At 38.5% G+C, this 15,954-nt stretch carries 12 protein-coding genes; 3 read left to right on the top strand and 9 right to left on the bottom strand.

Annotated elements, in window-relative coordinates:
* Nucleotides 1-13 precede the first annotated feature (13 nt).
* Genes DS745_RS11520 through DS745_RS11510 form a run of 3 tightly spaced genes read left to right on the top strand, consistent with a single transcriptional unit; the run spans nucleotide 14 to nucleotide 2,620 of the window.
* Nucleotides 14-1,036 carry an electron transfer flavoprotein subunit alpha/FixB family protein gene (locus DS745_RS11520; protein ID WP_129078386.1) on the top strand — a complete coding sequence of 341 codons (1,023 nt, stop codon included), beginning with the start codon at nucleotides 14-16 and terminating at the stop codon, nucleotides 1,034-1,036.
* On the top strand, nucleotides 1,029-2,324 hold the full coding sequence (locus DS745_RS11515; protein WP_129078385.1) for an FAD-dependent oxidoreductase: 1,296 nt from the start codon (nucleotides 1,029-1,031) through the stop codon (nucleotides 2,322-2,324). Before DS745_RS11520 ends, DS745_RS11515 begins: the two co-directional genes overlap by 8 nt.
* Entirely contained in the window at nucleotides 2,324-2,620 is a 297-nt protein-coding gene (locus tag DS745_RS11510) for a ferredoxin family protein (protein WP_129078384.1), read from the top strand. The genes DS745_RS11515 and DS745_RS11510 overlap by 1 nt, the downstream gene beginning before the upstream one ends.
* 75 nt (nucleotides 2,621-2,695) lie before the next feature.
* Here the strand turns inward: DS745_RS11510 and DS745_RS11505 are convergent, their stop codons facing one another.
* From DS745_RS11505 to DS745_RS11465, 9 genes are all read right to left on the bottom strand, one after another.
* A complete protein-coding gene (locus DS745_RS11505; RefSeq protein ID WP_129078383.1) occupies nucleotides 2,696-5,770 on the bottom strand; it encodes an efflux RND transporter permease subunit in 3,075 nt (1,024 codons plus the stop codon).
* 330 nt (nucleotides 5,771-6,100) lie between these two features.
* Entirely contained in the window at nucleotides 6,101-7,378 is a 1,278-nt protein-coding gene (locus tag DS745_RS11500; protein WP_129078382.1) for a Gfo/Idh/MocA family protein, read from the bottom strand.
* Between the two features lie 516 nt (nucleotides 7,379-7,894).
* On the bottom strand, nucleotides 7,895-8,356 hold the full coding sequence (locus DS745_RS11495) for a (2Fe-2S)-binding protein (RefSeq protein ID WP_421721818.1): 462 nt from the start codon (nucleotides 8,354-8,356) through the stop codon (nucleotides 7,895-7,897).
* The gene (locus DS745_RS11490; protein ID WP_129078381.1) at nucleotides 8,356-9,189 is read right to left on the bottom strand and encodes an FAD binding domain-containing protein; all 834 of its coding nucleotides are present in this window, start codon (nucleotides 9,187-9,189) and stop codon (nucleotides 8,356-8,358) included. The genes DS745_RS11495 and DS745_RS11490 overlap by 1 nt, the downstream gene beginning before the upstream one ends.
* Nucleotides 9,176-11,509, bottom strand: a complete 2,334-nt coding sequence (locus DS745_RS11485) for a xanthine dehydrogenase family protein molybdopterin-binding subunit (RefSeq protein ID WP_129078380.1) — start codon at nucleotides 11,507-11,509, stop codon at nucleotides 9,176-9,178. The genes DS745_RS11490 and DS745_RS11485 overlap by 14 nt, the downstream gene beginning before the upstream one ends.
* Nucleotides 11,510-11,616: 107 nt before the next feature.
* Nucleotides 11,617-13,326 (bottom strand): LTA synthase family protein, encoded by a 1,710-nt coding sequence (locus DS745_RS11480; RefSeq protein WP_129078379.1) that lies wholly within the window; start codon nucleotides 13,324-13,326, stop codon nucleotides 11,617-11,619.
* A gap of 74 nt (nucleotides 13,327-13,400) precedes the next feature.
* Nucleotides 13,401-14,633, bottom strand: a complete 1,233-nt coding sequence (locus DS745_RS11475; protein ID WP_129078378.1) for an MFS transporter — start codon at nucleotides 14,631-14,633, stop codon at nucleotides 13,401-13,403.
* Nucleotides 14,630-15,172, bottom strand: coding sequence for an NADPH-dependent FMN reductase (locus tag DS745_RS11470; RefSeq protein ID WP_129078438.1), 543 nt, complete (start codon nucleotides 15,170-15,172; stop codon nucleotides 14,630-14,632). The genes DS745_RS11475 and DS745_RS11470 overlap by 4 nt, the downstream gene beginning before the upstream one ends.
* Nucleotides 15,173-15,312: 140 nt before the next feature.
* On the bottom strand, nucleotides 15,313-15,948 hold the full coding sequence (locus tag DS745_RS11465) for a response regulator (protein WP_129078377.1): 636 nt from the start codon (nucleotides 15,946-15,948) through the stop codon (nucleotides 15,313-15,315).
* Nucleotides 15,949-15,954 lie beyond the last annotated feature (6 nt).

Raw genomic sequence — 15,954 nt, 5'->3', positions numbered from 1 at the left:
GGGGAAGAATGTTGTGAATTTTGAAGATTACCGTGGAATATGGGTGTTCATTGAAATAAAAGATGGAAAAGTTGCTCCAGTATCTTTGGAGTTATTAGGCGCCGGAAGAGAACTTGCTGATAAAAGAAAATCACAGTTAGCCGGCTTATTAATTGGTGATGGTGTTGAGGAGTATGTTCAGACTCTTTATGAATACGGAGCAGATACAGTCTACGTATATGATGACCCGTTATTTAATCACTATCGAACAGAATCGTTTATGCGCGCAGTGTTCGATTGTTGTGAGAAACACAAGCCTGAAGTTCTTTTATACGGTGCGACCGCTAATGGAAAAGACTTAGCAAGTGCCGTAGCTACGGACCTACCTACTGGATTAACAGCAGACACGACAATCCTCGATATAGAAGAAGATACTGGCCTCCTACTAGCAAGCCGGCCAGCCTTTGGCGGAAATATTATGGCAACAATTTTATGTAAAAAATATCGACCACAAATGGCCACTGTTCGACCGAAAGTAATGAAAGCCCTTACACCACAAGAAGGCCGTTCTGGTGAACTCGTTAGGGAGACAGTCGACCTCAAAGAAGACGACATACGAACAAAGGTTTTAGAGATTGTTAGAGAAACAACGAAAAAATCTAGCATTGATGAAGCAGATATTATTGTCGCAGGAGGTAAAGGCTTAGGCAGCAAAGCAGGCTTCGAATTAATTCATCAATTTGCTCAAGTAATAGGTGCCGCAGTTGGTGGCAGTCGTGATGTCGTGGAAGCTGGTTGGATCCCTCACCAAAACCAAGTTGGTCAAACAGGACTTACAGTGACACCAAAAATTTATTTTGCAATAGGAATTTCCGGGGCCATTCAGCATATTGTTGGCATGCAAAACTCCGGTTTAATCATAGCAATAAATAAAGATCCAGATGCTCCTATTTTTCAAACCTGTCACTACGGTATCGTCGGTGACGCTCATGAAGTAGTTCCATTATTAATTAAAGCATTTGAAAAAGCTTTGGACAGGAGGGTTAGTCATGTCTGAAAAATTTGATTGCATCGTTGTCGGTGCAGGTCCCGCAGGAATTTCTTGTGCATATGAAATGGCCAAATCTGGATTAAATGTAGTCTTAATTGAACGAGGCGAATACCCAGGGTCAAAAAACGTTATGGGTGGTGTTCTATACCGCAAGATGATGGAGGACATAATCCCGGAGTTTTATAAAGAAGCTCCTTTAGAACGACCTGTTGTTGAGCAACGTTTCATGATGTTGGATAAGCAATCAGCATCCACCTTTAGTTACAAAGGGTTAGAATGGGCAGAAGAACCTTATAACAACTTTACTGTCTTACGCGCAAAATTTGATCAATGGTTTGCGGATCAAGCCGTAAAACAAGGGGCACTCCTCATTAATGAGACGGTTGTATTAGAATGTATTGTTGAAAACGGCAAAGTAATCGGTGTAAAAACAGATCGTGAAGCCGGTGAAATTTTCGCCGATGTCGTTGTCTTAGCAGACGGTGTTAACTCGTTGCTAGCAAAGTCACTTGGATTTCACAAGGAATTTAGACCTGATGAAGTCGCCCTAGCAACGATGGAAATTTTAAAGCTTGATAAGAAGATCATTGAAGATCGTTTTAACTTAGAACCGAACCAAGGTTGTACATTTGAGATCTTCGGTGATGCAACAAAAGGGATCTTGGGTACAGGGTTTCTCTACACAAACAAAGACAGCTTAAGCATTGGCGTTGGTACCCTACTTTCAGGGATGATTAAGAAAAAGATCAAACCCTATGAGCTACTCGAGTACGTGAAAAACCATCCAATCATCAGGCCATATATCCAGGGTAGTGAGCCAATTGAGTATCTGGCTCACCTTATCCCAGAAGGTGGGTATCATTCAATGCCTAAGGTCTGTGATAATGGCGTTCTTGTCATTGGAGATGCTGCACAACTAGTTAACGCCATTCACCGCGAAGGTTCAAATATGGCCATGACTTCAGGAAAATACGCAGCTGAAACTGTTCTCCTTGCGAAAGAAAGGGGTGATTATTCAGTTAGAACTCTAGATACGTATCGAATGAAGTTAATGGGTAGCTTTGTTGGTCAAGATTTGAAAAAGTACAAAGACGCTACTCACCATTTTGATAAATACCCTCAGTATTTTGAGCAATACATTCCAATGCTTAACCGAGCTGCTAGTCAAATGTTTACCGTTGATGGAACATCTAAATGGGATAAACAAAAGAAAATTTGGAACGACCTTGGAAGCAACCGTGAAAAACTGAAAATGGCTAGAGATATATTACGAGCAATGAAGGTGGTGAAATAATGAGCGGAGTAACAAAAGCACAGACAATCGAAGAAAAACAATATCTTGTTCGATTTAATGCTGATACCGAGTCTCATCTTCACGTTTTAGATCATGACACTTGCTTATCAAAATGCCCCGACAAAATTTGTACGATTTTTTGCCCAGCGGAAGTCTATAAATGGGAAGATATTCGTATGCATGTCGGTTACGAAGGCTGTCACGAATGTGGTAGTTGTCGGATTGGTTGTCCACATGAGAATATTAAATGGGTGTATCCAAAAGGCGGTCATGGCATTGTATTTAGACTAGGATAAAAGGAACCCCTCACTATCAAAGCTGATAGTGAGGGTTCGTCTTTAATATCCTCTACATTACGCAAGACAAAACGACTATATTTGTTCTTTTATTGAATTAGTTGATGAAAGTGAACTTTCCTCGGCGCCTGACACCACAGGTTTTCGTTTAAATAAACGGTACATGCCTCTCTTTACATCTTCGAATAATAGGTAAACAGATGGAATGAGAACTAAGGTAATTAAGGTTGCAAATAGTAGACCGGAAATGATTACAATAGCAAGTGGTGACTGATAATTACTTGCAGCCCCTGATGAGATCGCTAGTGGTAGCATACCTCCTACTGTAGTTAAGGTTGTCATAAAGATCGGACGCATGCGATTTTTACCGGCTTCGACAATTGCCTCACCTATACCGTACCCTATTGTTCTAAGCTGCTTCGTACGATCAATTAGTAAAATTGCATTATTTAAGACAATTCCTATTAAAAACACCATTCCCATACCTGACATTATACTTAATTCTGATTGCGTTAGGAGTAAACCTAATAACGCTCCTGTTACTGTCATTGGAATAATGGACATAACAATAAGAGGATGAATAAAGCTATTAAACTGTACTGTCATTACTACGTAAACTAGAAAAATCGCAATACCTAAGATGACTAACATATCTTGCTGTGCTTCCTTTTGCTCAGCTAAGCTACCACTAGTTTTGACCGAATAACCGATTGGTTCTTGATAGTTATTTAACACCTGTTCAATGTCACGATTAATTGAACCTAAGTCACGTCCTTCAATATCTGCCATGACCGTTACGATTCTTTCACCATCTTTTCTAGTAACTTCTGTAGGGACCTCTATTTTATTTAACTCAATAAAAGTTGCTATTGGTTCTGACCCATTGATTGTCGAAATTTCCAAGTTTAATAACTGGTCCTTATTATTGATTGCAACATTTGTAGTTACAAAGATCGGTGAGTTACTATCATTCTTTAACTCTCCTACAGGAATACGAGCCGACCATTCTTGAAACTGCGAAAAAAGTTGTGAAGTGGTAACTCCATGTTCCTCCAACCCTGCTGCCTTAAAAGTAATTTGCTCTTCCATTATAGTATTATTGGCCGTTGAAGTAATACCTACTAACCCTTCTATACCTGATAACTCTTTTATTAAATCCTCAGAAATAGTACTAAGTGTCTCAAAATCCTCCCCTTTAATTTCAAGTGCCACTGGAAAACTTGGACCCGAAAAACCTGCTGCCCCAACACTTACAATTCGATAGTTCGTCTCTAGTTCACGAATTGCTCGGTACATAGCTTCATTAACTTCGCTTTGTTCCATTGTTGCATTTTCTTCTGGGGTCATATTGACTAGCAAATAAAACGCTCCAACATTATCCATAATTAAATTACTTTCAACATCTTCGATAACCGATATGTTTTCATGTATCTTCAATGCAATTTCTTCTCGCTCACTTGGCGTTAAACCTCTCTCAAGCTGAACCATCACTTCTGCATAACGGTTGAGTACGTCCGGCATAACCGTCATCGGTATCTTTGTAATTAATAGTAATGAGCCTATAAAAATTATACAAAACAATGCAATAATTCCGTAGCGATTACGCTTTTTCCTAGTAATCCAAGTAACTAAATTCCCATAAGAAGCGACAATTGCCCCTTCACGATTTCCTTTCTTTATTGCCAGCTTTAGGAAATTCTCACTTAACGTCGGAATTAACGTAAAAGCCACAATAACTGAACTAACTAATGTAATAACGACGATCATGGAAAGAATAATCATAAATTGACCCATCTCTCCACCTAAAAGCCCAATAGGTACAAAAACAACGATAGTTGTTAACATTGAAGCTAGAACTGCTGTAGCAACTTCTTTGACGCCAGTTAATACAGCTTCAAGGTTATTCAAACCGCCTTCTTCTTTCTTACGGTAAATAGACTCCAAGATAACAATAGACGAGTCTACCATCATCCCAATCCCAAGACCTAAACCAATTAACGTTAACATGTTGAAACTGTAGTCGAAGAAGTACATCGTGATAAACGTTAATAAGATTGATAGTGGGATTGATAAGCCAATAATCATTGTCGCTCTGACATTTCGTAGAAATAAAATAAGGATTAGTAAAGCAATTATTCCTCCAATCACCACATTTGTACTAACACCATCAATAGAGTTGGTTACATAATCTGCTTGAGCAACTAGCTCTTCAAACCTAAAACCATTCACTAAACCTTCATTTCTAATTTTCTCAATTTCCTTCCGAACACTAGCTGCCATTTCTACTTGTGTAACATCCTTCACTCTACCTATTTGAACAAAGATAAACTCATTTGTCCCATTATTCCAACCAATAGACGAGGCAATCGTTTTATCTTCGTAGATGTTGGCTAAATCTCTTATTTTGTTAACACCAGTTGGAGTTAGAATATCAATATTTTTAATATCTTCGATGTTTGTCATTGACGTTGTCCATCGAACAATTGGTTTGCCTACTTCTTTTTCTAGTGTTGCTACTGAAGTATCAACATTTAATTGTTGAATACTTTGGATTATTTGCTGAGGTGAAACCCCTACTTGTTCTAACTTAGCAACGTTAAGCTCAACAATAACATTCGTTTTTTCAATTCCTTCTAGGCCAACCTCACGAACCTCCGGTAATGCTTCCAAGCGAGGTTTAAGAACCTTCTGTGCAAAACTGGTCATAGCCTCCATCTCACCATCAGTAATTGTCATATAGAATTCATAGGGTTGATCCGTTGAAAACTGATGAGCTGAAATGTGGTTTACACCTGTCAGTTGATTTTCTAGACCTTTGATAGCCACTTCAATTTCTTTAAAAACTTCATCCCCTGAGCCCTCATCTACTTCTACCATAATCGAGCTAACACCAACTGAAGACGAACTAGAAATAGATTTAATACCCTTAATATTTTGTAACAATTGTTCGATTGGCTTTGTTACCTGTTGCTCCACATCTAATGTAGACATCTGCCCTGCGTTAGCATAGATAGTGGCTCCGTCAAAAGATATGGACGGAAACAACTCCCTGTCTAGCTTCCCAGCAACATACATACCAATCATAAAAATAAACAATACCATAAGGCTCACTAGCTTTTTCCGTTGAATAAGAAAACGTAAAAAATTCATTTTTTTTATTCCTCCTCTTTTCTCAAACAGCTATATTATAACCCGGTGTTAAATTTTGGATAATTAAGTTTTTGTAAAAGTTTCATCTATGACGTTCCTAATTTCTATCCACTGACTATCTTAATCATTATTAATAATTCCCATAATGATCCAGCGACTGATCTCTTACTAAGACCTGAGACTTAGTTGAGAGAAACACAACAAAAAAACTCACTACATTCTGCAAATGTAATGAGTTTTCAACCATTATTCTTTTAGCGCACCACTAGTAAAAACAAATTTTGAAAATCTCCGCGCTTGTTATTAATACTTCCTTAAGGAGATTTAGATTTATCGAGATAGGGAAGTAAGTTTACTAACCCTGTTACCTCCGTTTATCTGTGACAGAAAATCAGTTGCAACGATTGTCTCGCCTCTTAACCTTGATGCTTCGGCAATGTGCGCATATAGGTGGCTAAGAATTGTGTCTTCAGCATTTCTCATTTCTTTAGCTGTTAAACTGGTCCAAAATTGTTCCATTAAACCAAAATCTCCACCCGCATGCATGCCAAAAGTTGAAGGAGTCACTTCATAGATTTCCTCTCCCTTGGCAAAACGCTTTACGACCAATTTGTTTGACTTTAGCTCTCCATATATCTCACCGTGTGTCCCTAATACTTTGACGTGGCGCTCGAGTTTTTCAGTAAAACCACTCATCGTAAGAGTGGCTGTAGCATTATTGGCAAATTCCATCGTAACCACTTGATGGTCAACGACATCGTTGTCACAACGATAAACACAACGTCCGTAAGGTCCTTGTTCAAGTGCTTTACGTCTCCCTTCAAATGAAAGGTCAGTTGATATGGTATTAACTGGCCAGTCCGTGTTCTCCTGTAAATAGATTTTTTTTGCCGAGTATGGGCAATCATCTTCAACAAGACAGTCGATGCAACGTTCAGATGAACCGATAGGAGCATTTTCTTTTGAAAAGTGAAGCAGATCTCCAAAAGAAGAAATTTTTCTACAGGTACTATCAAGTAGATACTGAATAATATCAAAGTCATGGCATGATTTGGCTAAGATCATCGGAGAAGATGCCTTAGAGTTCCGCCAATTTCCTCTGACAAAGCTGTGAGCCTGGTGCCAATATGCAACATTCATATCTATTGAAATATGACGGGGAGTTCCGATTACACCATTAGCTAGTAACTGCTTCAATTTTTGAAAAAAAGGAGTATATCTAAGAACATAGCCAAGTAGAAGCAAGCGATTTTTCTCTTTAGCCTTAAGGACCATTTCATAGCACTCATTGAGATTGGGACTCATTGGTTTTTCAACTAGTACGTGATAACCCTTGTCTAAAGCTTTAATAACCGGCTGATAATGATCGTGATCTTGCGTTGTAACAATAACTGCATCACTTATTTTTTCTTTTTCTAAAAGTGTTTCGTAGCTTTCAAAGACTTTATTTCTATCAATCTTATGTTTCTTTACAAATTCTTCTCTTCGTTCTTGATTCGGTTCTGCAACAGCAACTACCTTAAATTTTTCTGGAAAAAGGGTGGCAAAATCACTATAGATGTTACCTCTATTCCCTGCCCCGATAACAGCCAGAGATATTGTTGTCAAATAATCACCCCTTATTATAACTTTTTTAAATGGCACTAATTACAATTAGTTATTATAACTTAATAGTCTGATTACGGCTAGGAAAAACAACATATTTATAAAAGTTTTACTACTCCGCCAAACCAAAAAAGCACATAGGATGTGCTTTTTTGGTTCACTTATTAGGTTAATTCCGCTTAATGCTCTCATTATTTTGACTGACCTTTACAATTATTAGGAGAATCCGGTTTAATCCTCACGTTATTTCGACTGTTTTTTACAATTACTAGGAGAATCCGGTTTAATCCTCTTGTTATTTTGACTGACTTTTACAATTACTAGGAGAATTCGGTTTAATTCTCACGTTATTTTGACTGACTTTTACAATTACTAGGAGAATCCTGTTTACTCCTCACGTTATTTTGACTAACTTTTACATTTACTAGGAGAATTCAGTTTAATCCTCATGTTACCCCGGCTTACGTTTACAGCTATCAGGCAAACGTCATTCGCTTTCTCCGCTACTTAACTAGAAAATTACCCTTCACTTCGGTTTAAAACTGATTTCACCGCTATCTTAATTTCTTCGTATCCTGTACACCTGCATAAATTTGAATGGAGCCAGTCTTCTACTTTATCATCTGTAGCATTAGGGCGGTGTTGAATTAAGGAATGACAATTCATAACAAAGCCTGGGGTGCAGTACCCACATTGAAAGGCAAAATGTTCAACAAAGGCTTTCTGTATATCCGTGTTACTGAGTCCCTCAATCGTCGTAATATTTTTACCTACTGCTTCAATTGCGAGCATTAAGCAGGATTTCATTGGCAGGTCATCAATGAGGACAGTACAAGCACCACAATCACCATTTAAACAGCCTGGCTTTGAACCAGTTAGACCTAGCTTTTCCCTTACTACATAAAGCAATGTTTCGGCGGGTCGGACAACCGTCGATCGTTCTGCACCATTAATTACTAGGGTAATAGAAACTAGCACCACTACTTCACCTCCAATGCAGTAATTACATCTAGCAGTACATTTTTCATCACAAAAAGTTTGTATTCAGCAGAAGCTTCTGTGTCACTAACAATCGGTTCAGTTAGGGTTGTGATAGCAGTTTCCACTCTTTGCTCAGCAGCAATCGAGTTGTCATTCAGAGCTATTTCTAATTCTTTAGATCTGAAAGGAAACGGGCTTAAACCGCTAAAAGCGACTCTAATCTCTTGACCAACTCTAATGGCTGCTACTGTGACAACAGGATAACCTGTATCCCATTGCTTTCGTCTTTTTATACTTACATAAGGTGTTGACAAATACTTTCTCTCCGTAACTAATTGGACCAAAAACTCACCACGGTTTAAATGTAGTTTCCCATCAAAGGCCTCTTGAATTTGGCAGCACCTTAGTCCGCTACTTCCACAAATGATTACTTCACTCTCCGTTAAAAGAAACGGTAGTACGGCTTCACGGTAGGGGATATTCCCACAAATATTTCCACCAATCGTTACTTTTCTTCTTGTCGTATGATCAGCTACTTCCTTTGACACGTCCGTTAATAATGGAAAGGGATTTTCTTGTTCGATATCTGCTAAGACAGAACCTGCCCCTAAATAAAGAAAATTATTATCGAAATGCCTTACCTGGCATTCCGGGATTCCTTTAATATCAATAACTGCATTTGTGTAAATTTGATTAACTCTACCTAACGTAATAATCTCAGTTCCACCTGAAAAATACATAGGTTGCTTACCTTCTAGATCTAACTGTTGAAATAAATCTACTGCTTCTCTCATCGATGTAGGTCTATAGAACTCAAAATCAAAAGGAATCAAGTTTACTCTCCTCCTTCGTTTGCCAGATTAACTCTGGTGTTAAAGGTAAATGGTTTAACTCAACACCTGCAGCCAATGAGAGACTGTTCGCAAGTGCAGCGGGAATGCCAATTAACCCTTGTTCACCAACACCCCTAGCACCAAAAGGGCCGTCAAGATGAGGGGTCTCAACAAAATCTACGATATATTCTATTGGCTCTTCCCCATAATATAAGGGGCGATTAGTTCTTATACGAGGATTAAGTATTTTCCCGAATTCATCAAAAATAAATCCCTCACGAGCTGCATAGCCTAAACCCATGCTTATAGAACCAGTCACTTGCCCTCGTGCCCCGTGATAGTTTAGAACTTTTCCAGCATCTAAAACGGTAATTGCACGTAGTACTCGATACGTAAAATCACGACAATCAAATTCTAGCTCAATGACTTGGGCTCCTACAGACCATTCTGGTCCAGGTTTTCCTGCGCCTGTCTCTTCGTCTAGATGGGTTAATTGACGCATGACATAGTTTCCTCTAGCAATAATTTGTCCGCCAATGGCATTTCCATTTGGATAGGTATAGCCGTAGACAACATCTTGAAAATCTAGCGAGACAGTTGGATCTGATCTGACAAATACTTTTTTATTAGCCACTTCAAGGTCATCCATTCTAGCACGTAAAACACAGGAGGCTATCTCTTTAATTTGACAGATAGCATCATCAGCTGCTGCAATTGCTGCTCTTCCTGCCATGAGTACTCCGCGACTAGCTACTGTTTTCCAATGCTCCGGTGTCGTTTGGGTATCAACTTCCATCCGCACGTGGATGTCCTCAACGCTCATTTTCATTCGTTCGGCAAGTATTTGAGCTAAGACGGTTTTTGTACCTGTACCAATTTCAATAACTCCAGATAGTAGATTAACCGTACCATCTTCATTAAAAGTCAGGATGACTCCTGAACTAGAGTTTGTTGGGATCGTCGAATTTTTCCATAAGCAGCTAATCGCTTTTGTTCGGACAGTCCTTTCATTAACCTCCAAGCACTGGCCTTGCTCCCAATTACTCAAAACCTTCACTCGATCAATGCATTCACGAAGATTACCGATATTACTGTGGTTTAATAGAGTTTGAGTAGGAGTTCGATCTCCAGGTTTAATCGCATTTTGATATCGAAATTCCAACGGATCCATTCCTATTTTTTTTGCTAATATATCCATAGCCCTTTCGAAAACAAAATGAACTTCCGTATGACTAAAGCCTCGAAACGGTGCTGGATAAGGGTGATTAGTGTAAACTGCGTACGAATCGCACCAGATATTCTCAATATGGTACGGTCCCGTACAATCTACCGAACTGGCTCGACTGAGGTGAATTCCTTTATCAGCATAAGCACCTGTATCTACCAAATACGTCAATTCAGCTACGGTTAACATTCCTGCTGCATTACACCCTATTTTGACTACCGCATCAAGTCCCATTCGCGATGGTGATGTAACCATATCTTCTTCACGAGTATTAACAATTTTCACCGGTCTTCCTCCAACTTCTTTAGAAGCCATGTAAGCTAATATTTCAAGTTGCACGGAAGCTTTTCCGCCAAATCCGCCTCCGACAAGAGGAGTGTGAACAACTATTTTTCCAACATTAATATCAAAATAGGTGCTAAGTAATTTTTTTACCATATGGGGGCCTTGTGAAGATGTTGTTATATGAATTTCTCCACTATCCTTAATCTCTGCAATTGAAGCTCTTGGTTCCATCGCGATATGGTCTGATGTAGGGATAGAAAAAAACTCTTCAACTGAATAAGTACTTTCGCTCCAACCTCTGCCTACATCTCCTTTTCGAATTTTTCGTTGGTTAACAATATTTGTATTGGGAAATGGGTGTACATGTGGTTCCCTTTCGTATTCAAGCATTTTTTCATGGATGAGAGCTGCCCCTTCTTTAACAGCATCACTAGGTGTTTGAACCACCGGTAAAGGCTCGTAGGTAACTTTGACTAAACTAGCTGCCTTACTTGCGATTGCTTCAGTATCCGCTACAACCATTGCGACTACTTCCCCATAATAACGAACCTTCCCAACCGCAATAGGTGGTCGATCTTTAATTTCTTCACCTGTTAATATACCAGGACTTCCGACGATGATTGCTCGCACACCTGGTATTGCCCATGCATCTTCAGTATTGATGGCAGATATTTTGGCATGGCCGTACTTACTAATCACTAATCTCCCATGGAGCATGGAAGGTGAATGAAAATCAGCTGTATATTTCGCTTTTCCAGTCACTTTATCATTTGCTTCTTTACGGATGACACTTTTTCCAATGTTCTTCACTATTTGCCCCTCCGTTCACTGCTTCACTTTCATAAAATTATATTCACGACAGCTGAGAAAAAAGACGAAAAAAAAATACCACACGGTTCAATGTGGTATTTACTATCCTATTCACCGAATAGCTGGTGATATTGAAATAATTCATATGTTTCTCGGTAAGGGTTACTTATCATACTAGCTTCGTTGTTCACTGAAAAAATTGGCTGATCTTCTCTTATAATGTCATTTAAGAACTTCATTAAACTTGTTTGCGGTAACCCATATCGTTCCAAAGTATAAGCCCCTAAAAATGAAGAGTTCATATACAGTCCTTGCTCTTTCGCCTCATGAAAGTTATCCCAAACAACAAAAGGTACAGTATACATCTTTACGTATTCTTCTTTGGACCAATGAGTAAGATTTTGATCATGTATATATTGAGTGTCTGAGTAAACCTCACCTAGCAACGGAAGATGATCACCGAAATACACGATCACTGTCGGTTCATCAACTTCATTAAAATATTCTACTAACATTTTCAAAGAATCGTCTGCATCCTTAACTCCAGTACTATAGGTGTTAACCTTTTGTTTCAGCGGGTCTGAAAGTGGTCCATTAACAGTAATTCGATCTTCATCATAGTGATTTAGGTTAAAGGGACTGTGATTTTGCATCGTAACAGCAAAAATGAACAATGGATTATCGGATTGCTGATGCTCAGCGATAATTCTCTGGGACATTTCATTATCTGCAATAAATCCTCGTCGAAGCTTAGGGTCTTCAAAATCCTTAGAGCTAATAAATTGATCGAAGCCAAACTGTTGATAAACAAAATCTCTTTGATAAAACCAGTCCAGGTAGGTATGGATCGCAATGGTTCGGTACCCTTGATCTTGGAGAATTGATGCAAGAGATGGGTGACTCTTCTTAATAAATTGGGCATAGGCTAACGATCCTTGTGGCAAGAAGTTCATACTGTTACCTGTCAAAACTTCAAATTCAGTATTAGCCGTACTTCCACCTAAGACAGGTACTAATAACTCTCCAGAAGTTTCTGTTTCATATAGTTGTCTGAAAAATGGAAGGGGATCTTCATTAAACATAAGATTTTCTAGCCTTGTCGGATCCCAGAAAGCTTCGTTCATCACAAATATAAGATTAGGTTTTACATCAGTTTTCATCTCTACAGGCTTGTACCTGTCATGTAGTTCATGTAATACCTCTGTAGAATAGTTTTCTGGGGGTTTTGGCTTCATTTCCTTTGCAGCAGAAATAACTCCTATAAGAACTCCATTTTTTTGATAGCTAATACTTTTGTGCCAATGAACGGTGTCACTCCCTTCCCACATAAATAAAAACAGACCAAAAACAATTGGAAACATGACTAATAATACTCGCCTTTTTAAAGCCTCTTTGTGGTTACTAAAGATAAGCGGGACAAAGAGACACAACATTCCCAATAAAACGAGCAGAAGTATTTCCGTACGAGAGGAAAAAATATCAAAATACTCTTTGATATTTGCTGCTTCATTTCCTAAGGTGAAATCCCAAGGATATAACGGCTCACCTTTCATATTCAGCTTTTGCCTACTTACGGTATAAAAAATTAGCCCGAGAATGGAAACTAGCCATAAAGCAATGCGTGTTCGTCCAAAGGTTCCTTTAAATAAGAAATACAATGTAAAAATGGTTGCGAAATTAAAAAGAAACGCGAACGGTTCCCTTAAAATCCAACTAAATACTTCAGTCATGCTAGAACGATGCCAGCCTTCAAAAAGAAGTAACATGACGAGTAAGTATAAAATGATCTTCAGAAATTTAACCGAAAAGTATGTCATTATCTTTCCTTTCTAATTACATTCAAATTTGTCACTACCTATTTAAGCCGTAGCAGATTGCTACGGCTAGGAGTTTAAAGAGCTTTTGCTTGGTACTCATTAATGACCCTTACTCTTACAACTTTATAAGTTAATAAAATCGTAATTAGTGACCCTACTAGCATGACACTCAAAATATGAAAAGATACCATAATATTTGCGTTAGCTATTATTTGGGTAAACGTAGCTAGCAAAACCATTCTAATACTTAAGCCTATGACACGAAACAGACTGTCTACTCGACCCATTTTATCGTTTGGAACGACTTCCATCATCAGTGAATTTCTCGCCACCCTCGTTCCTGCAGCGCCAAAGGCAAAGATAACTGTTAATAGATAAAAAATCAACACATGTTGGAAGAAGATATAGCCTACAACTGCAATCATAAAAACAAACATTAACCAAACAATTGCTCGTTCATTACCAATTCTTGTTAGCAAAATCGGCAAAATGAGTCCTGCAAGAGCTGCTCCAATCCCATATACCATACTCTTCATTCCGTAAACTGACACATCTGCAGCTAGAATTGTGTCAATATAGATCGGAAATACATAATTCGTCACCATGACCACGATAAATGGTATAAATGATGCTAGAAGAAAGAAAAACAATCTTGGCTGCTGTTTCATAAAGCGGTACCCTTCAGTTAATTTGAAAAAAAATGACTCTGTTACTCTTGCAAAGCTTACCTTTTTTTTGTAAGGAATAGTTAAAAATAACCCAATTGCTATCAAATACGTTGCTGCATCAAGCACCAGGATCCACTTAAAATTAATGAGTGGCAACAGGAAAGCGGCAATTCCCCCTGCTAGCACAGCCGCTAACTGACCTTGAACCTCCATAATTCCATTTAGAGCCTTATACTGTGATTTATCAAAAATCTCCTGATTAAAAGCAAAGATCGTTGGATAAAAGAGATTATAGTAAAAGCCACCTGAAATAAGTAGTACACTTAAATGCCATGTCTGATATTCCACCCCCATAAAACCAAGGATGATAAAAAAACTGATCACGCTAAAACCTAGTAATTCCCCAATTATTAATAGTTTTTTCCGTGAAAGTTGATCTATGATCACTCCGACATAAGGGGTGACCACAAACATAAGGATTGTTGAAAGTAACGTCATATAACCTAATAGAATACCTCCACCTTCTTTAGTCAAGAACAACCAAGGAATAGCTATCATGGTTATTCCTGATCCCATTGAAGAAAACGTATTGGCTAAAAGCAACTTATGCAGTCTAGTATCATGTCTCAAACTCTTCATGACACAGCTTCCTCTGCTTTCACGTGTTCCCAAGCTCTTACGTAAAGACTTACTTGTTTCACCAATTCATCGATAGATTGAGCAGCTGGATCTGTTACTTTTTTTCGTTCCATTTGAAAGTGATCTGGATCTAACACAAGCTGCTTAGGTAAGACGTTAGCATAAAGTCCACGCAACACAATTCTCATGTTATTTAAAGCGTTAATTCCACCTTTTCCTCCACCTGCCACCGCTACCAAGCTCACAGGTTTATTGGAAAATTGGTCACTCCCTAAAAAGTCGAGTGCATTTTTCAAAACACCACTCATCCCATTATGATACTCCGGACTAATCACTAGTACACCATTAGCTGCTTTAACTTTCTCCCGCCACAATTGAACGGCATCTAATTCATTTTGTTCGATAGTTCCATCATATAATGGGATCAGACTGTTACTTAAATCAATTAACTCTATACCATATTTATTTGCAATAAAATTTGCAACAATTTTTGAACGTCCGAAACTTCTAGGGCCTCCACTTATAACAAGTAGCTTCATCATAATCTCTCCTTTGGTTTGTTACTTCTAATGTTAGTATAGGAGATTATGAAGTTCCCTAAATCGGAGCTAAGTTTGAACTTACACTCAATAAATAGCCTTACATTTTTCCGTCCAAACTCAGACTTTAGATGTAGAGACTAGAGTCCATTCTTAACTGCGTAAAGGGCTGCTTGAGTCCGGTCATGCAAATCTAATTTTGCTAGTATGTTTGAAACATGGGTTTTGACGGTTTTTTCGGTGATAAACAAGCTAGCCGCTATTTCTTTATTGCTTTTGCCTTTAGCGATTTCGGCTAACACTTCTCTCTCACGCTTCGTTAATTCCGAGAGGGACGTTTCAGTTTCACTTTTTTCACCGCTTAGATAGGACATCATATGAGACGTAACTTTCGCGTTTAGTCTACTTTCTCCCTTTACTACACCATAAATAGAACATACTAACTCATCAGGTTCTACGTCTTTTAACTGATAGCCGTCTGCACCTGCTCTTATCGCTGGTATGACGTGCTCTTGATCTGACATGCTTGTAAGCATCAGTATTTTTATTAGCGGCCATCTCTGTTTAATAATCTTTGTTGCTTCAATACCATCCATTTCTGGCATTATTACATCCATTAAAACTAGATCGGGCTGTAACTCCTCCGCTAGCCTTATAGCCTCTAACCCATTTTTGGCTTCTCCCACGATCGTGATATTCTTCTGTGTTTTTAAAAAGAAGACCAAACCTTTTCGAACAACATTGTGGTCTTCGGCAATTAATACTTTTATAAACATCCATAC

The sequence above is a fragment of the Anaerobacillus alkaliphilus genome (assembly GCF_004116265.1).
Lineage (GTDB): Bacteria > Bacillota > Bacilli > Bacillales > Anaerobacillaceae > Anaerobacillus > Anaerobacillus alkaliphilus.
This window is presented reverse-complemented; position numbering and strand designations above follow the sequence as displayed.